The following is a 24,098-nucleotide window of genomic DNA, read 5'->3' on the forward strand; positions in this document are numbered from 1 at the left end:
GTGAATTCTAGTAATATAAAGATAACCCCATGTATGGAAAGGATGTTGCCAAGAATGAAACGCTTAATTTTAGGTTCTCAGTCTCCAAGAAGAAAGGATCTGTTGCATCTAGCAGGGTATGATTTTGAAGTCCGCCCATCTAGAGCAGAAGAAATAATGGAGAAGACGCTGTCTCCGGATGAAGCTGTACTTTATTTGGCAAGGTTTAAAGCAGAAGCCATTTCCTTAAAGGAGAATGAAGTGTTGCTCACCTCTGATACGGTGGTGGTTCAAGATAATGAGATCCTTGGAAAACCTGCAGACCTTCAAGAAGCAAGAAATCACTTAAAACGCTTGAGTGGAAGGACGCACCAAGTTTATACAGGGGTGTGTATAAGCACGGTGGAAGAACAAAAAGAATTTTTTGTCCTTACTGACGTGACCTTTTTTCCATTAACAGATGATGAAATTGACGATTATATCGAGACAGGGGAGGTTTGGGATAAGGCCGGATCTTATGGTATTCAAGGAAAGGGAGCCCTCTTTGTGGAGAAGATCCATGGAGATTATTATAGTGTGGTAGGGCTTCCGCTAGCACGTGTAGTACGAGAACTTAAGACGTTTGGTATTGTTGGCAGTTGATTCCTTTTGCCATGGGGATTTGGAAGGAAAGGATGCGAATTAAACCATTGAATCAAACCAGTATAATGATTAAAGATGTCCCAATGCAGGATCGACCTAGGGAGCGCCTGATTGAACTGGGGGCTTCCCAGTTATCAAATCAGGAACTTTTATCTATTTTATTGGGAAGTGGTACGAAACGGGAATCAGTTATGGAACTGTCCAATCGCTTACTTGTTCATTTTGAAGGAATTATGCTGCTAAAGGATGCAACCGTGGAAGAATTGACGGCGATCAGAGGAATTGGGACAGCAAAAGCCGTGTTACTCTTGGCTGCGATCGAAATGGGCAAGCGTATGCAAAAAATGAAACCTGTAGAACGTTACATGATCCGCAGTCCGGAAGACGGAGCAGATTTTATTATGGAAGAAATGAGAGATTTAAAGCAGGAGCATTTTATTTGCTTGTTTTTGAATACAAAAAATCAAGTCCTCCATCGACAAACCATATTTATTGGAAGCCTGAATGCTTCTATCGTCCATCCCCGTGAAGTGTACAGGGAAGCCGTTAAACGGTCCGCTGCCTCCATCATTTGTGCCCACAATCACCCGTCAGGAGTGCGCCTGCAAGGTGCGTAATTTTAGTGATTATAATCTAGAACTCCTTACACTGTTCTATGGTCACCATCTTACCTTGAGGGGAAACCCATATAGGGAAAAAAGCATGATGAGAAAAGGAGAAGAGACGACAACGCTATCTAATGTCGAGTCCGTTCTTCAGACCAAGTGATGCATGGTAAAAGCTATACTGCTTGAATCCTAGACGAATGAGCGATAGGTGCGCCATAGTCTACGATAGCTAATAGGCAATGAGAGCAAAATGGGAGACACTTCATTATTAGTGTCTGTTGGGAATCTCCTGATCCCTGCCCATAGTAGGGTTTGTTCTTCACTCCTCAAGTTGAGGAAACCGTCGAAAGGGATACCTAAACATCACGTAACTAAAATTATGTCATAATGCAGGGATTACCTAAAATCAATAGCTATAGCTATAATGCCGAAATCTATAGATATTGCTTATGGTAACGGAGTCTCCATAGTACCCAACGTTTGCTTGTAATGAGTGGAGCAGGGGGAAGGGAGACAGGTTGATGCTGACGCCAATGAGAAAGGAGTCATGAATATGGCAACAAATCCATTTCAACAATTGGACGTTATAAGGAACGCTTCTCAAAATGGTAAAACGATAACAGATTGCTATCGACTTATGTATAAAAAGGAATTATGGATGGAAGCCCATGCACAGTTATATCCGAATGGACGAAACCCGACCAATAAAAATGAAAAAATAAAAAATAATTTTCGTTTGCAAAAAATGAATGAATGGATTGAACAACTTAAGGGTGGGGTGTTTCGCTTTGATCCTATAAGAAGGGTTTCAAAAGCAAATGGAAAAGCAAACCTTTTAGAGAACACCGACTTTAAAGATAAAATCGTACAGGAAGTAATGAGAATGGTTTTGGAGAGTATATATGAACCTGTTTTTTCGAATCATTCCCATGGATGGAGAGAACAGAAAAACTGTCACACGGCACTATCTCAAATCAAGAATACGTGGAGAGGCTTCACATGGTGTATAAAAGGAGATCTAAATACATCCCCCGTCCATTTCAACCCTTCTGAATTATTAAACCTCCTATCAAAGAAGATCGATGACCACCGTTTTCTTTTACTTATGCATAATGCTCTGTCTAGTGGTGTGTTAGAGGAGCGGGCTTATCATCACACCTATAGTGACAAATCAAAGAAGGGTGAATTTTCATCTTTATTAGCTAATATCTACCTTCATGAATTTGATTTATTCATGGAACAGCACATGAAAGGAGGATTCATAGAAACAATAGTTCCTCTTAAGCTTAACCTGAATGTCCCTCTAAGTTGTCCCTCTAAAACTAATTCTGATTCAAGAATGAATTATGTTCGTTTTGAAGATGAATTTTTAATCGGATTAGCTGGTTCCAAAGACAATGCATTAAAGATAAAGAAAATGGTGAAGAGGTTTCTAAATCAAAAACTCCATCTTGAATTAAATGAGGAGAAGATACACATTACCCACCTGCAAAATCCAATCCCTTTTTTAGGGTACGAATGTTGCAGGCAAGAGGAGAAAAGCAGAAGGGTTTCATTGAATAGCCACTCGATGAAACAGAGAACTCACTTAGAAGCTATTCTATTGAGAATTCCCAAAAAGAAAATGAGGGAATTTGTGAGATTGAATGGATATGGCCATCTGGATAATTTTAAAATTATGCATCGAGCCAATCTCGTGAACCATACTGAATCAGAAATTCTGTCCACTTATAATGCTGAACTACGTAAAATGGCAAACTACTATAAGCTAGCGAGTAATTACCATCATTTAGAACGGGTGTTTCATTTAGCAGAGAGTAGTTTTCTTAAAACGATTGCCCACAAGCGTAAAAGCACCTCAATGAAGGTTGCTTCAAATATGAGGGTACCCAAACAAGGAGTTTTGAGTATAGTCACCAAAGATAAAAGCGGGAATGAAAAACTCCATCATTTTTTGAAATTAAAGGATTTACCTAACGGCTAAAGCAACCCGGGTCTAGGTCAGGTAAAATGAATTTTCAAAAAAGATAGTTAGTTCTATCGGTGGAATAGAAAGACAATGATCCAGTGTGTTCAGTGATCGTACCTACCATGAGAAGGCAGATTCCGATTAGTCAACTGGCGAGCCGTATACGCTGAAAGGTGTACGTACGGTTCTGAGGGGGAGACATGAAACCTACTTTGGTTACAAGGAAAGGCGCCTGTTCTCTACCCTACGATCCGACCCCATCCCAGGAAGATATTCAAGTCACACGCAGATTAAAGGAATGTGGGAAAATGATCGGCATTGAATTACTAGACCATCTGGTCATCGGAGATCGTCGATTTATCAGCCTTAAAGAAAAAGGATATCTGTAAGACCCTCCTTTTTCTATGAAAATGAGGGGGTTATAAATCTCACTATTTTTTATTGTTGGGAAATCAGCAACTTACTAGACACAACGATAACCTAAGGATTTCATATAGAAATACTAATTTGGAGTCTTCCACACAGTGGCACTTATCTGAAGAAAGGTAAGTGCCATTTTTTGATGAATTGGGTAGTAGAGTTGAAAAAGCAAGAGAGAAGATTGTATGTTATTAATGCAATTTTCATTCATTTACAAAAATCTACATACTTAGTTAACATTTCTTTTCTATACTTAATGTGAATACATATTGTAGATAGGAGATGGAGAAAATGAGCAAAAAATTAGTATTAGGTGTAGGGATAGCTTTTTCGGTGTTGATTAGTCCTTTTAGTCAGGTGTTTGCTGATGATCTAACAGGAGGCGAAAGAAAACAGGTGGATAATGTAGCACACCGTGGTGCAGCAGGTTATGCACCTGAAAATACAATCGCTGGTTTTGATCTTGCCGTCGATATGAAAGCAGACTATATTGAGATCGATGTTCAAAAAAGTAAGGATGGGGAATTAGTAGTGATCCATGATACAACAGTGGATCGTACTACTGATGGAACAGGCAAGGTAGGGGATTTAACATTGAAACAGCTTAAAAGCCTTGATGCCGGTAGTTGGAAAGACGAAAAATTCGCAGGAGAACCAATCCCCACGTTTGAAGAGATTCTTGACCGTTACTATGGAAAAGTTGGAATTTTAATAGAATTAAAGGCCCCACAACTTTACCCTGGTATTGAAGAACAAGTGGCAGAAGCTTTAAAAAAACGAAATCTCGATAAGCCACAAAACGAAAAAATTATTATTCAATCATTTAACTTCAAATCTATGAAAAAAATGAACAAGCTTCTTCCGGAAGTTCCAATCGGTGTATTGACTTCCAACCATACGGATACAACAACGGAGGCTTTACAGGAATTTTCTACTTATGCGGATTGGTTTAACCCGAATTATGGAAACGTTTCAAAAGAATTGGTTAACCAAGTTCATTCTCTTGATATGCAAATTGGATCATGGACGGTACGTAGTCAAGAAGCAGCAGACCTTCTATTCGAAATGGAAGTTGACGCGATTATTTCTGATTATCCGGATTATGTAGATCCTAGAAACTAAAATTATTGGAAGAGAGTTAAAAAAAGGAGTAGTTGCTACTCCTTTTTTTGTTTTGATTTATGGTTGTAAAAGAAAAAAAGGGTTGCTACAGCAACCCTTTTCTCTTATACGCATAAAAGGATAACAAGTTTGCTTAAGTGATTGATATTAATTCATTCATTTGAAATAATTGTAATCAGTAATAAGGATGAATGATGAATAAAAAGGTTCAACGGATGTAAAAGAAGGAGGACATTGAACAATGAATAAATATGGAACACTACATGAGACAAATGGCCGTTATACTTTAAGATATAAACGCTTCTTCTCCTATAAATCCGAGGATGTTTTCCGTGTTCTTACGAATCCTAGCTATTTCTCTCAATGGTACCCTTTTGCAACAGGGAAGATGGACCTCAGGTTAGGAGGTAAGATTGCCTTTGATGACGGTGAAGGGTCGACATATGAGGGTATTATAACTGGATTAATAGAGCCTCATACATTTGAATTCCGTGAGGTTGATGATTTAATAAAAATCTCATTCCTAGAGGAGGAAGAAGGATGTCAAATGATCTTCACCCACACTTTTGACGATAAGGAAGTGGTGATGTATGTTGCTGCAGGTTGGCATAGATGTCTTGATGCATTTGAGCAGATCGTTAATGGGCAACCCGTTGAATGGGAAGATAATTCAGCTGAGTTAAGAGAATTATATAGGGAAGTATTTGATCTGAATTAGTTCATAATTTTTGTATAGCTATGGTTAAGAAATACTAAAAAATCATACTTTCAAAAGAGGTTGCATAAAGAAGGGGAGCCTCATATTAGAGTATATAATTAATTTATGGTACGTACTAAGACAGTGGGTTATTTAAACTCTCTTAATTTAGTGGTCTGGATGCGAGTATCTATTTTTATACCCTCTTCTTTTTGCTTTTAAAGAAATGAATGGAACAATACTTGAATAAAAAATAGAAACCTTCTGTGTTCCTGTTGAACTTGGAAGGCTTTTTATATAACCTTTTAAGCTGACGAGCAGTCTTTTTTCAGAAAGGTGTGGTCCTATGAGAAAAGTCGAAGTACACTCACACAATCAAAAGTGGTCTTTAAAGTTTGCAGAAGAAGTTGAAAAACTTACATTCATTTTCGGATCTGAAATTGTAGATATCCATCATATTGGAAGTACATCCATTCAAGGTCTAAAAGCCAAGCCAATAATAGACATCATGCCTGTAGTTAGAGACATAGAACTTGTTGACAAGTACAACCAGGCGATGCGGGACATTGGATATGAACCCAAAGGTGAAAATGGAATACCTGAACGAAGGTATTTCCAAAAAGGTGGTGACAAACGGTCTCATCATGTACATTTTTATCAGTTCTGATATAACAAGACACTTGGCTTTTCGTGATTATCTAAGAAAACACACTGTTGAAAAGAAGAAATACGGGGAACTAAAAGAAAAGCTAGCGAAGCAGTATCCCTATGATGTTGAGTCATACATAAATGGTAAGGAAAAACTGGTTAAAGAGATAGAAGGGGAAGCATTGAACTGGTTTAAAGAGAATTCTCCTGAGTAGTAAATAAATTAATTTATTCAGTGCAATTTCCTTCAGTTTTATGGGGGGGGGGTTCTATTACTGGCTTCCAGTCTAATGAGGATTGAATGAGATGGTTCCACGTTTGGTGTGGTGGAGGTGTAACCGAGAGGGAAGTCCCATCCTCGGAATTGAAAGTCGTTATGAATAATGTTTTTTATACTAGGAAAGCGCAACAATAATCAAATGCATTTATCATCATGAAGTAACTCTTTAAATAAAACACAGTGGCAAAACGCTTCGGACCTTTAATTACCCTCTCCATCTTAGCTGCCAAGGATATCCTTGGCAGCTAGATGAGGAATAAAAGGATACAGTATTAACCACTGATTTTTCAACAATGACTATTTCCCAGCCTACTCTCTGGTAGTGCTGGCGATGATTTAGACGATCGCTTTAATTATTGGCTTTCCAAATCGCGCTTTCGGAAGCCAATAAATCCTAGGATGATAAGAACCACGGACACTGCATTTAGTAAGAAAAGAGGCAAAAAGGTTATGTCTTCTAAAGGGGCTTGCGGAATATGACCGAAGGGAGAAAGATTCCCTATCCATTCCGGAAATTGCATCAATCCCCCTAAATAAAGAACAAAAAATGAATAAACCAGATACACCCAAATCATCGCTGTAAGTTTTGGAAATAAACCAATCAAAAATACAGTAAGGCCGATCATGGTGAATAGAGCCGGGTAGTACGCCAACACTGCTTCATAAATGGTCCATAACTCAAATCCATCTTCCATTACAGTGGCGCTGGCGCCCCACAGGCCAAGAGCACTAAGGGACAGCATGACAAAGCCGACAATGAGTGATAACAAGAGATAGCCCCCTAATAGGCGGGGGCGGGAGACCGCTCTTCCTAATAAATGCTCAATCCGGTCCTTATTCTCTTCGCCACGAAGTTTGGTCATCGCCATGATCGTGGGAACGGCAGATATAATCGCTATGATTATAATTAACATGGGGATAAACTGCTCCGTCAACGACACGTCAGCTGTAGGCTGCAACATTTGTTGCATCATTTCATTACCTTCAAAAAAAGATTCCATATCACCCAAAACTGATCCATAGGAAGCACCCACCACAAAAATTCCCAATGCCCAGCAGAACATCCCAGTTCGTTGAAGACGAAAGGCAAGGCCAAGCGGACTAAGCAGGAATCGGGAGGCATGCTTTTTTCCTGGTTTGGAAGGAAGGAATCCTCTTTCTAAGTCACGGATCGAATGCAAATAGTTCGCAAATATAAACAAAAGCAGAGAAATACCGATCATTAATAAAACAGGGCTCCAGTTATTTGCGGAATACGCCTCCGTCTTGGTTACCCAACCCAGAGGAGACAACCAGGAAAGGGCTTCATTGCTTATATCCGTCACCGCCCTGAAGAGATAGGTAAAAAGCAGGATAGCGACAGACAATCCAATCGTACCGCGAGAGCTTTCGGATAATTGAGCAAAAATCGCGGTTACCCCTGCAAACACCAGCCCGGTTCCGCCCAGTCCGGCCCCATAAAGCAAGGAACCTTCCAGATTCATGCTATCTATACCCAAAATATATAACCCTATTCCGGTCACCAACGACAATGTTAGACATATACCGATTAGCATGAGGATCGAAGCATTTAAATACGAAAGACGTCCCGCAGGCAAGGACCGTATCATTTCTACACGTCCGTCTTCTTCATCCAATCGTGTATGAAGGGTCATAAGCAATATGCTCATCAATCCAGCAACTAGTGCTGTCATTAGCAACATTTGGTGGGTGGTCATTGCACCAACCGTGTAGTTTTCCAAATCTCCCGGTCCGACCATAGCGGTCATGGCAGGATTCTTCATCGTATCCGCCATCCCGTCCCTCTCCTGCTGTGATTCATAAAGCCCATTAAAGGCATTTGGCACCACGAGAGTGAAGAAGGTAAGACCGATCAGCCACAAAATAATTCTCATACGATCAATTCGAAGAATGAATCGGGTAAGTGTGCCCATCTTGGCTAGTGAATGCTGTGCCATCAGTCAGCACCTCCTGTACCTGCATTGGTCCCTTCCTTTGTCATTTCATAATGGCGCATGAATAAATCTTCCAATGTTGGTGGCGCACTTTCAAGCTTTACAACTCCGAATTCACTGATATACCGTATGGCATTACCTAGTTCTTCTGTATCCACTTGAAAAGTTACCCCTTGTTTTGTTTCCACAATTTCATGGACCCCTTTTACATCACTTAATGAAAGGATCGGTTTTTTTGTTTCCACAAGAAGTTGGGTCCGTGTTAAGTGGCGGAGTTCATCAAGTGAACCTTTTTCGATAATCTTGCCCTGGCGGATAATGCCCACTCTGTCACACAACTTTTCTACTTCTGATAAGATATGGCTGGAGAGCAAAACACTTTTTCCCTGGTTTTTAACTTCTATCACACATTCTTGGAATACTTGTTCCATCAATGGATCTAACCCGGAGGTTGGTTCGTCTAAAATATAAAGATCGGCATCAGAGGAAAAAGCCGCAATCAACGCAACCTTCTGTCGGTTTCCTTTTGAATAGGTGCGGCATTTTTTCGTGGGATCGAAATCGAATTTCCGGATCAGTTCTTCACGTCTGTTCTGGTTATTTTTCCCGCGCAATTTCATAAACAGGTCAATCACTTCTCCACCTGTTAAATTTGGCCATAAATTCGCATCGCCAGGGACGTACGCAATACGTTTGTGGATTTCTACAGCATCTTCCCAGACATCTTTCCCGAAAATTTTTGCTTCCCCGCTTGTGGCTTTCAGAATCCCAAGCAGTACACGGATGGTGGTGGATTTTCCAGCGCCATTGGGACCAATAAACCCGAACACTTCACCTTTGCGCACTTCAAACTCTACCCCATTTAACGCTGTGAATTTACCAAATCGTTTAGTCAGGTTCTCCACTTTTAATAAACTCATAACCCTTCCCCCTTTTACCTAGTAAAAACACTTCTTCAACAGTTCTGAGTATCTCTCCCATTCTTGGATCTGTTCGATCCCCACATCCTCAAACGAATCCAATTTATCTACTTCTCTTTCTGCAAAACCAATCATGGTCCAATTGATGACATCCATTGCTTTTTCTACGTCAATGTCCGAGCGGAATTTGGAGAAATCGATATTTTCATATACTTTTTCCAGGCCGCTTCCAAACATCCTATCCTTTTTTTGTTCAATTTCTGATTTCACTTCCAGAGACTCTTCATTTCCTAAAGATTTAAGAAAATCAAATACTTGAGGGTATGTTTGCTGGGTTTCCAATTTCAGGATCCCAATATCTCCAATTCTTTTGAAAATGTCTGTTTCTTCAAGATTTATTTCTTTATACATCTCTTCAAGGATCGCAGCTGCATGATCAAGCAAAAACAAATACAATCCCTTTTTGCTTTTAAAGTAATTAAACAAAGAACCCTTAGAAATGTTTGCTGTGATTACGATTTCATTGGTAGACGCTCTTTCGAAACCAGTACGGACGAATTCTTTTAACGCTGCGTTTATAATATCTTCCTGTTTTTCCTGGTGCAGACTATAAAATTTAGAATAAATCTTTACTCCCTCCTCTCCTCAAAGTAGCATGAATACTTTCAGATGACCAATTTGGTCATCTTTTACCACTTGAGTATAAACCTTATGACCATTTTGGTCAAATTCATTTTTGTAGTGATTATGATGAGTTTTTACACTATCCGTAATCGTTCGGAAAAGGGGGGAAACGAGAGTGTTAAAACACTTTAGGAATGACTATATGCTTCGCTGGTTAATTTTCTTTTCTTATCTTACAAGCATTGAAAACCTTTCACTATAATTATGCAAATTACATTAAAATCATTAAGAACCTCTAAAGGGGGGAAGCACTAGTATCGGTGTTAAAAACGTTGAATTATAGGGTGTTCAAATTCATGGAAATTGAGTTTTCGTTTAAGATTTTCAAGTGGATTAGAAAATGAAAAGGTTAGGGGGGCAAAAGGAGAATCTTCGATCAAGGATTTGGATATGGGCGCATTCTTAAATGAGATTTTGGGGCTATTCAGCTATTGGAAAGAAAGTAAGTAAGAATGCTTTACAATAAGGAGGGAGTTAGTGAAGATACCTCGATTTTGAGTCAATAAAATAGGGGGATGATTTAATTTAGAAGACGAATAAATGAATCTCAATAAACGGGATCTAAAATAAAAAATACTCTAAAGTATATCTCCTTCAAGTCTTCTAGTTTAAAGGGGATGAACGAAAATATATTTTTTGGAAAAGAAAAAATTCTCAAAATTAGGTATTGGCTCTTTTTTGTTTTTCATATATACTGGAGTCAAATTGAATAGTCATAACTAGGGGAGCCCAATGAGCTGGGCTGAGAAGGAAACGCTTTGAAGTTTCCTGACTCTTCGGACCTGATCTGGATCATGCCAGCGTAGGGAAGTTAGAATAATCACCAATATTAACAATCCTTCTGTATACATATAAGCCGGGTCCAACCATAATTCAATGGACCCGGCTTTTTATGTGCTTCTATAACCAATTCCGCTTGGCATGATTTGTCTTGTCCTTAACTCAAAAAAAGGAGAGATGTAACATGTCACAACCTTCATTAAACAAAGAACACATTTCTATCATGTCCAGTTTTTCGGGAAGTCAAAAAGTATATGTACAAGGTTCAAGGACGGACATTAAAGTTCCCATGCGTGAGATCAGCTTGAGTCCAACCTCTGGTACATTCGGTGATGAGGAAAACCCTCCATTACGAGTGTATGACACAAGTGGTCCATATACAGACCCTGATTGTGCTATTGATATTACCAAAGGGCTTCCTCCTTTGAGAAACGTATGGATTCAAGAGCGAGGGGATGTAGAAAAATATGAAAAGCGAAAAATCAAGCCTGAAGATAATGGATATAAAAGGGAAGAGGATTCTCGTGCGAACAATAAAGTGTTCCCTGACTTAAATCGTAAACCATTACGAGCGAAAAAGGGGGGGAATGTAACCCAGCTTCATTATGCTAAACAGGGAATCATTACCCCCGAAATGGAATTTATAGCCATAAGAGAACATATGGAACCGGAATTTGTTCGAGATGAGGTGGCCAAAGGTCGTGCTATTATCCCTTGTAATATTAATCACCCAGAAACAGAGCCGATGATCATCGGACGTCACTTTCACGTGAAAATTAATGCGAATATTGGGAATTCAGCGGTTTCTTCTTCTATTGAGCAGGAAGTAGAAAAAATGACATGGGCCACCCGGTGGGGCGCAGATAATATCATGGACTTGTCAACGGGCAAAGACATTCACACAACAAGGGAGTGGATTATACGAAATTCCTCTGTTCCGGTAGGCACAGTTCCGATCTATCAAGCATTAGAGAAAGTCAATGGGATAGCCGAGGATCTTACATGGGAGGTCTACCGCGATACGCTGATTGAACAGGCTGAGCAGGGAGTGGATTATTTCACAATCCATGCCGGAGTCCTATTGCGATATGTACCTCTGACCGCCGAGCGTTTAACTGGCATTGTATCTCGAGGCGGATCCATTATGGCACAATGGTGTTTGTATCACCACCAAGAAAGCTTTCTTTATACTCATTTTGAAGAGATTTGCGAGATTATGAAGACCTATGACATTTCTATCTCTCTTGGAGATGGGTTACGCCCTGGTTCCATAGCTGATGCCAATGATGAGGCTCAGTTTGCTGAATTGGAAACCCTTGGAGAACTAACAAAAATAGCATGGGAACATGATGTTCAAGTGATGGTTGAAGGACCAGGCCATGTACCTATGCATTTGATAAAAGAAAACATGGATAAGCAAGTAGAGTTGTGTAAGGAAGCACCATTCTACACGCTTGGACCGCTAACCACTGATGTGGCCCCTGGTTATGATCACATTACTTCGGCGATTGGGGCAGCAATGATTGGCTGGTATGGGACAGCGATGCTTTGTTATGTTACACCAAAGGAACATTTAGGTTTACCGAACAGGGATGATGTCCGCGAAGGAGTCATTACGTATAAAATCGCAGCCCATGCAGCAGATTTGGCGAAAGGACACCCAGGTGCCCAGAATCGGGATGATGCTTTATCAAAAGCACGTTTTGAATTCCGTTGGAGAGATCAGTTTAATTTATCTTTAGACCCTGAAAGAGCCTTGGAATATCACGATGAGACTCTGCCTGCAGAGGGAGCAAAAACAGCTCACTTCTGTTCCATGTGCGGTCCTAAATTCTGTAGTATGAGAATTTCTCAAGATATCCGTAACTATGCCCAAGATAATGAATTATTTACGAAAGAGGAAATAGAAAAAGGGATGAAGAAAAAAGCCTTAGAGTTTATAAAATCTGGAGGGAATATCTATCAATAGCTTATATGAAAGAGAACACAAGAAGACCGTTCAAAACATTCAGGAGGAAATCAATCAAACAAACCATCACCTTACTTTTTTGAAGAATGAACTAAAAGAGCTCCAGGAAAGTTGTCAACATCAATATAAAGCATATAAAAATTACAAGAAATGCGTAAGATGTAACAAATCAGAAGCACTGTATTACTAATTGAAAAACTGGCTCCGTTAGCGAGCCGGTTTTTTCATAAAAGCAAAGGTCTTTTTAGAATCACGCTTGTTATGATGGCATTTAAGAATGGCACTTTAGGGGGAAGTGATATGATTAAAGCATTTATTTTTGATTTAGATGGAACTTTATTGAACCGGGATGAATCGGTAAAGAGTTTTATAGCTGAACAGTATGAGCGATTGTATGAGACACTTAAACATCTACCGAGAGAGACATACATACAAAGGTTTATTGAACTAGATCATCGAGGATATGTTTGGAAGTACAAGGTGTATAGACAGTTAGTAGACGAATTTGATATTCAGAGGATGACGGGGGATGAGCTACTACACGATTATTTAAATAACTTCAAAGAAAATTGTATACCATTCCCTAAGCTCTTGGAGATACTTGAAGAATTGAAAAAAAATAACTTTCTGATTGGGATAATTACCAATGGAAAAGGACAATTTCAAATGAATAACATTAAAGCTTTGAAGATAGACAAATACGCAGATACTATTCTTATATCAGAGTGGGAAGGGGTTAAAAAGCCTGATCCAACAATATTTAGAAGGGCAGCAGAGAGGCTTAAGGTGGATCCGGAAAATTGTGTATTTATAGGAGATCATCCAGAGAATGATGTGAAAGCCGCACAAAATGTTGGAATGGTAGGCATTTGGAAAAGGGATTATCAATGGAGTGAAGGAGCAATAGGAGCAGACTATACCATTGATGATTTAGAAGAAATACTAAAAATAATCAACCGATAAATTTTTAGTAGGCTATCTTGATATTGATCTTCAAGTATGGGGACGAATATTTTGAGTAATGTTCATGTGGAGTTCTAAAAAAAAGGTGGACTATTTGGAGGACTCCACAATAGGTGGAGTCCTTAACCAAATATGGTCATTTTCTACATGTTCTCACTAAATTGGTTAGAAATGTGAGAAGGATGGTCATTAAAAATTGTAATACATTACTTCTCTAGTGTAAACATGCTTTAAATAATTAAAGAGCGTTTGAGGTCACCATGTATCAAATCTTCATCCATAAAAAATGGTGCAGGGCAAACCCGTCCGTATCTCGAGGGCGAGATAAAAGGTTCCAGGCGGAGCTTCTCCATTTTTCTTATTGAAGTGAATGTCACTATGCTGAAAGATAAATAAGAGCTTTTTTGTGAAAAATTTGAAAGGGATGTGGACTAAATCGAATAAGTCGTGTAAAGTATAGACAAATGCAAACTGAATAGGGTGTACACTAGGGGTGCCATTATGAAATGGCTGAGATCAAAGTATTACTTTGAGACTCTTTGAACCTGAACTGGCTTAATACCAGCGGAGGAAAGTGACAGGACTTATAGCAATATAGGTGTATTTTCAATAGTTAACTCGTAGATCCATGCCACTTTCCATTTGAGGAGAGTGGCATTTTTTTATTCATTTTAAAGGTTGTGCTTTTTATGAAACTTATAGCTGTAACAAATGGGGAAATGTGTGAAAAGCAACTGGTGGAGGTGATCATCGAAATCTCTCCAGAAGTTGATGCTATTATTTTGCGAGAAAAACAACTCGTTCCGAAAGCTTACTTGTCATTAGTAAAGCAATTAATAGAGCGAGGGGTGGATCGTCGAAAACTTTGGATTCATGACCGGTCAGATCTAGCTTGTATGACAGGCATTCACAACCTCCATTTACCAGAGAAAGGTCTTCCGGTTAGGGAGGTGAAGGGTTCCTTTCCATGGTTAAATGTTGGTGTTTCCGTGCATTCCTTGGAATTTGCCAAACAGGCAGAAGAACAGGGAGCGGACTATATCATGTTCGGCCATATTTTTTCAACGCTCAGTAAAAAAGGATCACCACCGCAAGGGATACAAAAATTAGCGGAAGTAACGGACGCATTAACGATTCCAGTTGTGGCTATTGGGGGGATCACGGAAGAAAATATACATAACATACGATCGACTAGCGTAAGTGCCATCGCCGTCATGTCAGGAATATTCGATGCGGAATCACCTATAGCTGCAGTAAAAAAACTGAGAAGGGAGATGGGACATAGTGAGTGAAAGACAAAACGTCTTAATCATAGGTGGTGGGATTATTGGTCATTCCATATCCTATTACTTAAATAAAAGCGGTGTTTCAGCTATGGTCATCGATAAACAAGAGAGCGGAAGAAAAGCAACAAGAGCAGCAGCTGGAATGCTCGGTGTCCATTCGGAAAATGCCCAAGCGAATGTTTTTTACAAGTTTTGTGAGAGAAGCAGAGAGCTCTATCAATCATTAAGCCAGGAGTTATTCCGTTTGACTTCCATAAACATCGGACTTTCTCGGACAGGGATGATCGAGGTGGCTTTATGTGAAGAAGAGAAGAACAAGTTACGAGACAAGAAAGCGTTCTTTCCTGAACTGGAGTGGTTAGAGGGTGAAAAATTAAGCGAAAAGATTCCATCTTTAAATGGAAGTGGGGCTGTGGGGCTGCATATGGAGAAGGACGGGCATGTTGAGCCCACTCATGTTTGTGAAGCATTTAAACGAGCCGCTCTCCATTTTGGAGGGAAATTGATAGAAGACCACTCGGTATGGGGGATCGAGAAAAATGAGCAAGGTTATTCGATTCAATTAGGTAACGAGACACTTTTAGTTGACCGTGTTGTCGTTGCTGCTGGTGCAGAGAGCGGCCCATGGTTTGAAGCCACCGGGCTGGTGGATCCTATGGTACCGACGAAAGGGGAGTACATTTCGATCAAACCAAAGAAAAATATTTGGGACGAGACATTATTCTTTCGTGATTTCTATATTGTTCCTAAGCCAGATGGTCGATGTGTGATTGGGGCTACAACAAAGCCATATGATAGGGGTCATTTTCCAACGGCAGGTGGATTGTCGGAATTACTGAACCATGTTTTTTCTGTCTTTCCCACTCTCCAAAGCGAACCTCTTCAAGACTGCGGGGCAGGCATAAGGCCCGGTACGAAGGATGGCTTTCCGATTATTGGAGAACATCCAACCATGGCTGGGCTTTATTTTGCAACGGGACATTATCGCAACGGGGTTCTTCTTGCCCCAGCTACGGGAGAGTTGATGAAAGATCTTATCCTCGATAAAAAGGTAGATTCTTCGATAACAGGGCTATTATCACCTAATCGCTTAGTTAGGAAAGGAGAGCATTCTTATGAACATTCAAATTAATGGCCGAAGTGTTGATTTATCTGATAAGGAAACGACTATCGCTGATCTTCTTGAGAGTTATCGCATTCGAAATAAAATCGCAGTCGTTGAACGCAATAAAGAAATCATTCATAAGGCAGATTATGAAAATACGAAATTATCACATGGAGATACATTAGAAATTATTCATTTTGTAGGAGGAGGATAATGATGTTGAAAATAGGTGGTAAGACTTTTCAATCACGATTAATGCTGGGGACGGGGAAGTATCCGACTTTTGAAATCCAAAAAGAAGCGGTCCAAGCATCGGATACGGAGATTCTTACTTTTACGGTACGGAGAATGAATATCTTCGATCCTGAAGAACCGAATTTATTGGAAGCACTAGATTTGAATAAGTATTCCTTGCTTCCAAATACAGCTGGAGCTAAGACTGCGGAAGAAGCTGTGCGGATGGCACGATTAGCAAGGGCGTCCGGCTTATGTGACATGATCAAAGTGGAAGTAATCGGATGTGAAAAAACACTTCTTCCTGATCCTTTTGAAACGATGAAAGCATCTGTTCAACTGTTGGAAGAAGGGTTTACCGTCCTTGCTTATACTTCAGATGATGTTGTCTTGGCGAAGCGTTTAGAGGAACATGGCGTTCATGCCATAATGCCTGGAGCTTCTCCAATTGGTTCAGGACAAGGAATTGTAAATCCTTTGAACCTACAATTCATTGTTGAGCAAGCTAAAATTCCAGTTATTGTTGATGCGGGGGTAGGAGCTCCAAAAGATGCTGCCTATGCAATGGAAATCGGGGCAGACGGTGTCTTATTAAATACAGCAGTCTCAGCTGCTGAAGACCCAGTAAAGATGGCAAAAGCAATGAGGTTAGCCGTCGAGGCCGGTCGGTTAGGATATGAAGCCGGACGCATCCCGAGGAAAAACTTCGGGACTAAAAGCAGTCCAGAGAGTGGGATGATCTAACGATGTCGGAACGCTATTCTCGTCAAGAACGATTTGCTCCAATAGGGAAAGAGGGGCAGGCAGCATTAATGGATAAACACGCCTTTATTGTTGGAGCGGGTGCATTAGGCAGCGCCAATGCGGAGATGCTGGCGAGAGCTGGAGTAGGGAATATCACGATTATTGACAGGGATTATATTGAATGGAGCAACCTTGGAAGACAGCAGCTTTATACCGAGGAGGATGCTGCTTCCATGCGGACGAAGGCTAAAGCAGCTGAACAAAAATTGAAATCCATTAATTCTAGTATAAGGGTTCGTGGAATGATACAAGAATTTAATGCGGAAAATGCCGAAGATCTACTGGAAGGTGTCGACATCCTCATCGATGGTACCGATAACTTTCGTACTCGTTTGGTCATCAATGATGCTACATCTAAACGAAGGGTGCCTTGGGTGTATGGGGGGTGTCTGCAAAGCTACGGGCTGGTTCTTTCGATTATTCCAGGGGAGACACCGTGTCTCCAATGTTTAATAGATTATATTCCAGATCAAGGCGGGACGTGCGATACGGTTGGAATTATCGGGCCTGCTGTACAAACGACGGCTGCCTATCAAACGGCGGAATGCTTGAAGTTTCTAACTGGACATCCGATGTCACCTGAAATGGTTTCTTTTGATGTATGGGGGCGAAACTATTCTTCGATTAATGTAAGTAAGCTCATCGATACAGCTTGTCCCTCCTGCTCCAAGGAGGCTGTTTATCCTTACTTGAACAAAGAAAAAGGTTTGAAGTCAGATCGTTTGTGTGGGAGGAATACCGTGCACATCAGACCTGCACATTCTATAAATCTTTCCTTCCCATTGTTGACCAAAGACTTAGAAACTATTACTTCAAAGGTAAAAGAGAGCGGAGAAATCCTTTCGTTTCAGATCGAAGAGAAAAGGTTTGTGGTCTTCAAGGATGGACGGACACTGATCCATGGAACGGACGACGTGAAAGAGGCTAAAGAGCTATATCAACGCTATATTAAAGCTTAGGAATGACTATCTGAAAACCTGCACGGGTGCAGCTGACTTTGGACCAGTAAAGCGGAAGAGGTTTGCCCCTGATTGACCTGATCTAGAACATACGAGCGTAGGGGAATAATTCGAGAGTCAGAGGATTTTTCCTATGCTTTTGCTCGCTCCTTTTTAACCAGGAGCGAGTATTTTTATTTCGCTGACATGGATTTTCCCTTGTGATCCAGAAATGGCCTTAAATTTCCTCTTTACTAACATTCGCCTTTTGTTGTGAAATCAACCCGGAGTTCTAATGGTTGGTTTAAATAAAGGGTTTTGATAGTCCAGGGGACTGTAACCGGCTTATAAAACGATGTGTGTGGATAGGCCAATTTTAAAAGGGACCCTCCACATCAAATGGTTTAAGAAATAGACATTTTAAACAAGTCAGTGTTTTATTGGTGGAAGAGTTAAATCGCTTTCATCTTTCAAAGAGAATTGTAACTCAAGGTTATGATTGATTGAAGCAAAAAAAACATGCTTTATATCGATGATGTCCCGCTGTGATAATTGTTGTTTTATCCAATCTTCGTTAAGATTAAAGTGATGTAGAACACTTGAATAAATTTCACCTTCTACAATAACAGGGTAAGAAATCGCAGATGTTGTTTTTGAAATTTTCATGTCTTCTAATGTAACGGAGTTTTTCTGTGCTTTTTTTAATACGCTTATCTCCCCATTTGCTTCTATAATGGCTATTTCTACTTCATTAATATCAAAAACATCTTTTTCCCTAAGCATTTGAAGGATATTGTCTATTGAATAACGAATTTTTTTTAGATTATGGTTAAGGAATTTTCCATTTTGGATAATAATCGTTGGTTCAAATGTGAGTAATCTCCCAATTGTTCTATTTGAAATTTTCCATTTTGCCACAACCCGTTGCAGAATACCGATACCTACTATAGCAATAGCAGTTGGGAGATGTTTAATGCCAGGATCTGCAATATCTGCTCCAACAACAGCTCCTAAGGTGACGATAATTAAAAAGTCAAATATAGGCAATTCCCCAATGGCTCGCTTTCCCATAAATAGGGTTATAAACAATAGCAAGGGTAAAATAGTAAGAATTCTCCCAAGAACCAAAAGTATCTCTTTCATAAATTCAACCATTTCTCATACCACTTCCTGAACTATATAATTTTATGAAAATGTTTTTGAATATACTTAGCTAGGGGTATTTGGGTAAGGAACTGGTTTATAAGGAATAACCAATATCCCCATCATTTTCCAACCATTCAGCGAAAAGAACATCTTCGACTTGATGAACGCCATTGGCTAATAACTGGTTTTTGAGCCAATCATCATTTTTATTTATTTCCTTTAAGTTTTCTTGGATTACTTCTCCGTCGCTAATTAGTGCCACGGGAAGATAAACAGGTTGATTAGGCATGTTAAAATCTTCTAAGGTTGTTTTTTGATAGCGTGATTTTTTTAAAACACTTATCGACCCATTCGGTTCAATCAATGCAAAGGCTACTTCCCGAATGGAAAAAATTTCACTTTGACGAAGTAAACTTTGCAGCTGATTAATATTCATTCGACACTTTTTTAACTGTCCAAAGTCAATCTGTCCATTTCTAATAACTACAGAAGGCGGCCCTTCCAATCGTTGCCTTAATAAAAGAAATTTTTGGTCAAGATATTCTACTAGAAATAGTAACCCTCCCCATATGATGGTGGTGAAAAAAATATAAAAAATAGGAATACTTTTTTCATAAATCGCGTTCCCTAATAATTCACTCAAGACAATGGCAGATATAAAGTGAAAGGGATTAAATTGGTCGATTAATTTTCTTCCTACTATTCTTATTAGAAAAAATAACAGGAAGAATCCAATAATCAACTTAATAAAGATTTGTGTTAATTCCACTTTTTTCCCTCCCAGCTAATACTTATAACTCAAAAATAGTACACTATCATCTTTTCCAAGACTTAAGCTATGAATACCATTCATAATAAATAAAATCTGAATTTATCATCCTATGTAAGGATGACGGAATAATTCAAAAGTGAAATAGTAGGTTTCAAATAAAAGAACAAGTGTTTTCAGAGGGATAAGGTTCATCTACTTCTGGAAAATAATCTAGTTATAAACTTATAGGTTTATGTTGCCTTTCAGCGATTTCTTTTCTATAATCATAGGTAAATGATAATGATAATTGTTATCAATTAATGGTTAGGGGGAAAAGAAATGTCTGATCCGATTTCATATACAGAACTGAAGATGACGGAGCAAGGAAAAGAAGGGCGGTTTTCATTCCGACCGCTGGATGCTAATAAGGATGTGGAACTGCTTTATTCTTGGATGCATCAAAAACATATCGCGCCATTCTGGAAGCTCGATGTGCCTAAGCCTGAACTGGAGAGTTGGGTGCACCGATCGGTAAATGCGGAACATAAGGATTGTTATATAGGTACATACAATGGGGAGACTGTTTGCTACCTCATTGCCTACAACATAGAAAAAGATCCGATTAAAGAGTATTATCATTATCAACCAGGGGATTTAGGTATGCATTTATTAATAGGTCCCCGGTCCACATTAAATAAAGAAAATGGACTGTCCCTCATCCGGGCGATGATTTTCTTCTTATTTGATCGTTATGGAGCGAAAAGAATCATTGGTGAGCCGGACAGAAGGAACCGGGTCATTATTCCGATTTTGAAACAGGTAGGAGGTTCAATTTTGGGGCGTATTCATCTGCCGAACAAAGAAGCGTCATTAATTGTCGGGGAGAAAGGGTTGTTTGAAAGATCGCTCCAGGATCAGGACGTCGAGATAGAGGTTGTAAATAGAATGGTTACACCAGAAGGGCGATACGTGTGATGGGGGTGGATCGACAAGTATTGGCATTACTAAAAAATATCGAAGAAAAGATGATTGAACTCGAGCATCCTCCGTTAGATCATCTGACTCCAGAACAATCACGGAATTTCTATCAGGAGGCGAGGACGCACTTCAAAGAGCTTCCTGTCGAAGGGGTTTCGGTTACGGATACCTATTTTCGGGGGAGATCCGGTAATGAGGTGCCGGTACGCCTATATACCCCTGAAGGGGAGGGTACACATCCTGCGGTCGTTTACTTTCACGGGGGCGGCTGGGTGTTCGGAGATATCGAAAGCTCTGACAACGTCTGCCGATATCTATCTCGTTACGCTCACACAGTCGTCGTCTCGGTTGGCTACCGTTTAGCGCCAGAATATAAATACCCGGCGGCGTTTTATGACGCCATCGATTCGATTGCCTGGATTTCCTCCCAATTCGCGAAATGGAATATCGATCCGGAGCGCCTTGCGGTAGCTGGAGAAAGCTCTGGGGGAAATCTTGCCGCAGCATCGGCGATCTATTTCTTAGATAAGGAAGACGTGGAAATCTCCCATCAATTCCTGATTACTCCCGTCCTTGATTATAACCTCAACACTCTCTCCTACAAGGCGGATTACAGATACAACTTGACGAAGGAAAAAATGGAATGGTTCTTCGGTCATTATTTGAACGATTATGGGGAAGGGGACGAAGTGTTCGTTTCGCCGCTCCGCCTGCGAAAAGTGGACAGACTTCCACGGACGCTGCTCGTGACGGCGGAATATGACCCGCTCCGGGAAGAGGCCTTTTCTTTTGCCGAACGACTGAAGGGGGCCGGAGTGGTTGTAGATCACCTGCATTATGAAGATCTTGTTCACAGCTTCATCAGTATGCTTGGAGTCGTCAGCCGTTCGAAGGAAGCAATGCAAGAAATGGCGCTTGCATTAAAAGAAGCTTTACACGCGGATATGGTGCATCTGTGATACAAGGTTTCATTTTAAGCAAAGGTAAACGATCTTCAATAGAATATTCATATCCCTGTGGTAAACCATAACCATGATCCATGTTATAACGTATGGTCATTATTCTAATGGAGCAACTGAATAGGGAATATCATCATTACTGGAGTCTTTTTTCAGTTATGTAAAAATGGTTGTTTTTATACATAATGAGAGGTATAGGTATATCCCTGGAGTCCATTCGCTTCCCCAATTAGTGACATTGCAATTAGGGCATTGAGAACATGGGGCTAAGAAAATCGTTTCCCTGTAATTACCATTATATTTTGGAGGAGATCAACCAAAATAGAATCATACGGATGAAAAGAGAAACTATCTGTTCTTAATAATTGGTAATGTAAAAGGGGATTTAGAATGAGAATAAGACTTTACTTTATAGCTTTGTGGAAAATCGTGGACCCGATTTATTTTTCCTGTACTCGTTTGCAACACCTTGGAAACAAGCGTAATCACCCCTCTATTTTCCGAGTGCGACTTACGTGTTATAAAGGACGGGATGTTACTTTATCTGATGGCACCGTGATTAAGAAGAATGATGTTTTGCTTAAAATACATCTTCACAACGCTCGCTTATTACATGAGTTCCGGGAAATGGATAGCGATTTGAAAAAAGCGATGATTCTTTATAAAAAAGTAAAAGAATCATTTCCACATCTTGCCTGTTATCTTGAGCAGCATCGAGACGTAAAAGATATTAAAGGTATAATTGGAATAAGCGTGTTAAATAAAGGCTGCGAGCGATTAGGCTTTGATTCGTATACGATTTCAAGCCCATGGTATAAATGGTTTAAACAACTGGCTCACTATCCGATCTATTTACTTTCCACACCAAAGCCTTATGCGATTTGGAAAAAAAGACCTTCACCGAAATACTTATTTATGTCAAAAGACCGTTTGTTGAACAAATATGGAACATCCATAGGATAGAGGTTGGGATAGAAATAGGTCACTGTTATTTTTAGGAGTAAAATAACCAATTTTAAAAACCAATGAATGCAGTGGGATGGAACAGGAATAAACTTCCGTTAAAAAATTCAGGTTGTTTATCATTACATCCACTCCAAAAAATGTAATGATATCTTTGATTCGAATTAGAATATTGGGATCATTGATTCATTACTTTTCTATTTTATTGAAAAATACAATTGGTATTAAACATTTTATGGTTTCTATAAGACAAGGGTAAGTCTTTTTTATCATTTTGATAGATGGTCGATCAACTGGAAAATTATCTGTTAAAATATGAAAGGTTCCTATAAGAACGAACTTTATTTGAAAGAGAGGAAGGAATAAATGGAATGGTTTGATATGGTACTACCGATTATTAAGAGTGTTTTGCTCGCCGTTGTTGTACTCATTGTTGGTCTTATTGTTGTTAAAGGGATTACAAACTTCATTGGTAAAAGAATTCAACGCTCTGAAATGGATCATACTTTGAAACCCTTTTTAGTATCTGCGAGTGGTACGATACTAAAAATCTTACTCGTTTTGTCTGTCATACGGATTTTAGGTGTAGATATTACTTCGTTTGTGGCTATTATTGCTGCAGCAGGTTTTGCTATCGGATTAGCATTTCAGGGTTCTTTAGCTAACTTCGCTGGGGGTGTCTTGTTATTAACTTTACGTCCTTTTAGAGTAGGTGATTACATAGAAGGTGCTGGGTATAGTGGGACGGTGAACGCGATCCAAATTCTTTACACAGAACTCACTACTCCAGACAATAAGGTGATTTATATCCCAAATGGTAATTTATCAAATACAGGAATTGTAAACTATTCTGTTAAAGATACAAGACGTGTTGATTTTCAATTTGGCACAGGCTATGAAGCAGATACAAATCATGTACTTGCTACATTAAACGATATCGTTCGCAAACACTCTTTAACACTTGACGATCCAGAGCCATTTGTACGTCTCTCCGCTCACGGAGACAGTGCCGTCGTTTATACGGTAAGAGTATGGGTGAATGCTGAAGATTACTGGACCGTCCATTTTGACATTCTGGAAGAAGTTAAGAAGAGGTTCGACGAGGAAGAAATTTCAATGCCATACCCGCAAATGGATGTTCATGTAAGTCCACAATCCTAATAGTAACGGATCCCATCGTAATGCTACGATGGGATTTTTATAAAAAGCCTTTTTATTACGGAGAATTTAGATGATTATCTTAAAACTTCCTTATTAAAAATAACAACCCAATTCTTCCGTGGATGACCTTGATGATT

The 24,098-nt window shown here is 39.7% G+C and carries 21 protein-coding genes, 3 pseudogenes and 2 riboswitches; of the genes and pseudogenes, 18 read left to right on the forward strand and 6 right to left on the reverse strand.

Features of this window, described 5'->3' with window-relative positions; genetic code table 11:
* Positions 1–54 precede the first annotated feature (54 nt).
* The 7 genes and pseudogenes from BLW54_RS05345 to BLW54_RS05375 all read left to right on the forward strand — a co-directional run.
* The gene (locus BLW54_RS05345) at positions 55–621 is read left to right on the forward strand and encodes a Maf family protein (protein ID WP_035509428.1); all 567 of its coding nucleotides are present in this window, start codon (positions 55–57) and stop codon (positions 619–621) included.
* A gap of 32 nt (positions 622–653) precedes the next feature.
* Positions 654–1,238, forward strand: coding sequence for a RadC family protein (radC, locus tag BLW54_RS05350; protein ID WP_035509814.1), 585 nt, complete (start codon positions 654–656; stop codon positions 1,236–1,238).
* A 544-nt stretch (positions 1,239–1,782) separates the two neighbouring features.
* Complete coding sequence (locus BLW54_RS05355; RefSeq protein WP_051744263.1) at positions 1,783–3,213, forward strand: reverse transcriptase/maturase family protein; 1,431 nt, start codon at positions 1,783–1,785, stop codon at positions 3,211–3,213.
* A gap of 233 nt (positions 3,214–3,446) precedes the next feature.
* Positions 3,447–3,587: pseudogene (locus BLW54_RS05360) on the forward strand (JAB domain-containing protein); the annotation flags it as partial.
* Positions 3,588–3,909: 322 nt separating this feature from the next.
* Positions 3,910–4,740: a glycerophosphodiester phosphodiesterase gene (locus tag BLW54_RS05365; RefSeq protein ID WP_035509426.1), complete on the forward strand. Its 831-nt coding sequence runs from the start codon at positions 3,910–3,912 to the stop codon at positions 4,738–4,740.
* A 241-nt stretch (positions 4,741–4,981) separates the two neighbouring features.
* The gene (locus BLW54_RS05370) at positions 4,982–5,458 is read left to right on the forward strand and encodes an SRPBCC family protein (RefSeq protein WP_035509423.1); all 477 of its coding nucleotides are present in this window, start codon (positions 4,982–4,984) and stop codon (positions 5,456–5,458) included.
* A 325-nt stretch (positions 5,459–5,783) separates the two neighbouring features.
* A pseudogene (locus BLW54_RS05375) lies at positions 5,784–6,198 on the forward strand (GrpB family protein); the annotation flags it as partial.
* Between the two features lie 520 nt (positions 6,199–6,718).
* Here BLW54_RS05375 and BLW54_RS05380 read toward each other — a convergent pair.
* The 4 genes and pseudogenes from BLW54_RS05380 to BLW54_RS21130 form a co-directional block, all read right to left on the reverse strand.
* The gene (locus tag BLW54_RS05380; protein ID WP_035509421.1) at positions 6,719–8,323 is read right to left on the reverse strand and encodes an ABC transporter permease; all 1,605 of its coding nucleotides are present in this window, start codon (positions 8,321–8,323) and stop codon (positions 6,719–6,721) included.
* Positions 8,323–9,240 (reverse strand): ABC transporter ATP-binding protein, encoded by a 918-nt coding sequence (locus BLW54_RS05385; RefSeq protein ID WP_035509419.1) that lies wholly within the window; start codon positions 9,238–9,240, stop codon positions 8,323–8,325. Before BLW54_RS05385 ends, BLW54_RS05380 begins: the two co-directional genes overlap by 1 nt.
* Positions 9,241–9,258: 18 nt before the next feature.
* Positions 9,259–9,684 (reverse strand): TetR/AcrR family transcriptional regulator, encoded by a 426-nt coding sequence (locus BLW54_RS05390; protein WP_244153482.1) that lies wholly within the window; start codon positions 9,682–9,684, stop codon positions 9,259–9,261.
* An 18-nt stretch (positions 9,685–9,702) separates the two neighbouring features.
* Positions 9,703–9,867: pseudogene (locus BLW54_RS21130) on the reverse strand (TetR/AcrR family transcriptional regulator); the annotation flags it as partial.
* Positions 9,868–10,635: 768 nt separating this feature from the next.
* A riboswitch (TPP riboswitch) is annotated at positions 10,636–10,750 on the forward strand.
* A gap of 138 nt (positions 10,751–10,888) precedes the next feature.
* Between BLW54_RS21130 and thiC the strand changes: the two are divergent.
* The 7 genes from thiC (at position 10,889) to BLW54_RS05430 (ending at position 18,024) form a co-directional block, all read left to right on the forward strand.
* Positions 10,889–12,673 (forward strand): phosphomethylpyrimidine synthase ThiC, encoded by a 1,785-nt coding sequence (gene thiC / locus BLW54_RS05395; RefSeq protein ID WP_035509415.1) that lies wholly within the window; start codon positions 10,889–10,891, stop codon positions 12,671–12,673.
* Between the two features lie 300 nt (positions 12,674–12,973).
* Entirely contained in the window at positions 12,974–13,636 is a 663-nt protein-coding gene (locus BLW54_RS05405; RefSeq protein WP_035509414.1) for an HAD family hydrolase, read from the forward strand.
* Between the two features lie 479 nt (positions 13,637–14,115).
* Positions 14,116–14,226, forward strand: a riboswitch (TPP riboswitch).
* A gap of 99 nt (positions 14,227–14,325) precedes the next feature.
* Entirely contained in the window at positions 14,326–14,928 is a 603-nt protein-coding gene (locus BLW54_RS05410; RefSeq protein WP_035509412.1) for a thiamine phosphate synthase, read from the forward strand.
* The gene (gene thiO, locus BLW54_RS05415; RefSeq protein ID WP_035509411.1) at positions 14,921–16,054 is read left to right on the forward strand and encodes a glycine oxidase ThiO; all 1,134 of its coding nucleotides are present in this window, start codon (positions 14,921–14,923) and stop codon (positions 16,052–16,054) included. Before BLW54_RS05410 ends, thiO begins: the two co-directional genes overlap by 8 nt.
* The gene (thiS, locus tag BLW54_RS05420) at positions 16,038–16,241 is read left to right on the forward strand and encodes a sulfur carrier protein ThiS (protein ID WP_035509409.1); all 204 of its coding nucleotides are present in this window, start codon (positions 16,038–16,040) and stop codon (positions 16,239–16,241) included. The genes thiO and thiS overlap by 17 nt, the downstream gene beginning before the upstream one ends.
* The gene (locus tag BLW54_RS05425) at positions 16,238–17,005 is read left to right on the forward strand and encodes a thiazole synthase (RefSeq protein WP_139254110.1); all 768 of its coding nucleotides are present in this window, start codon (positions 16,238–16,240) and stop codon (positions 17,003–17,005) included. The genes thiS and BLW54_RS05425 overlap by 4 nt, the downstream gene beginning before the upstream one ends.
* Before the next feature lie 2 nt (positions 17,006–17,007).
* Positions 17,008–18,024 (forward strand): ThiF family adenylyltransferase, encoded by a 1,017-nt coding sequence (locus BLW54_RS05430; protein ID WP_035509407.1) that lies wholly within the window; start codon positions 17,008–17,010, stop codon positions 18,022–18,024.
* Positions 18,025–18,432: 408 nt separating this feature from the next.
* On the opposite strand, the gene BLW54_RS05435 is transcribed toward BLW54_RS05430, so the two are convergent.
* Together BLW54_RS05435 and BLW54_RS05440 are read right to left on the reverse strand one after the other, a co-directional pair.
* Positions 18,433–19,158, reverse strand: a complete 726-nt coding sequence (locus BLW54_RS05435) for a DUF421 domain-containing protein (protein ID WP_035509406.1) — start codon at positions 19,156–19,158, stop codon at positions 18,433–18,435.
* Positions 19,159–19,243: 85 nt separating this feature from the next.
* Entirely contained in the window at positions 19,244–19,918 is a 675-nt protein-coding gene (locus BLW54_RS05440) for a YetF domain-containing protein (protein ID WP_035509405.1), read from the reverse strand.
* Between the two features lie 321 nt (positions 19,919–20,239).
* Here BLW54_RS05440 and BLW54_RS05445 point away from each other — a divergent pair, with 321 nt between their 5' ends.
* The 4 genes from BLW54_RS05445 (at position 20,240) to BLW54_RS05460 (ending at position 23,961) form a co-directional block, all read left to right on the forward strand.
* Complete coding sequence (locus BLW54_RS05445; RefSeq protein ID WP_051744265.1) at positions 20,240–20,875, forward strand: GNAT family N-acetyltransferase; 636 nt, start codon at positions 20,240–20,242, stop codon at positions 20,873–20,875.
* On the forward strand, positions 20,875–21,837 hold the full coding sequence (locus BLW54_RS05450) for an alpha/beta hydrolase (protein ID WP_035509403.1): 963 nt from the start codon (positions 20,875–20,877) through the stop codon (positions 21,835–21,837). The genes BLW54_RS05445 and BLW54_RS05450 overlap by 1 nt, the downstream gene beginning before the upstream one ends.
* 390 nt (positions 21,838–22,227) lie before the next feature.
* Positions 22,228–22,800 (forward strand): YkoP family protein, encoded by a 573-nt coding sequence (locus tag BLW54_RS05455; RefSeq protein ID WP_035509401.1) that lies wholly within the window; start codon positions 22,228–22,230, stop codon positions 22,798–22,800.
* A 366-nt stretch (positions 22,801–23,166) separates the two neighbouring features.
* On the forward strand, positions 23,167–23,961 hold the full coding sequence (locus tag BLW54_RS05460) for a mechanosensitive ion channel family protein (RefSeq protein ID WP_035509398.1): 795 nt from the start codon (positions 23,167–23,169) through the stop codon (positions 23,959–23,961).
* Positions 23,962–24,098 lie beyond the last annotated feature (137 nt).

Source organism: Halobacillus karajensis (genome assembly GCF_900108515.1).
GTDB lineage: Bacteria > Bacillota > Bacilli > Bacillales > Halobacillaceae > Halobacillus > Halobacillus karajensis.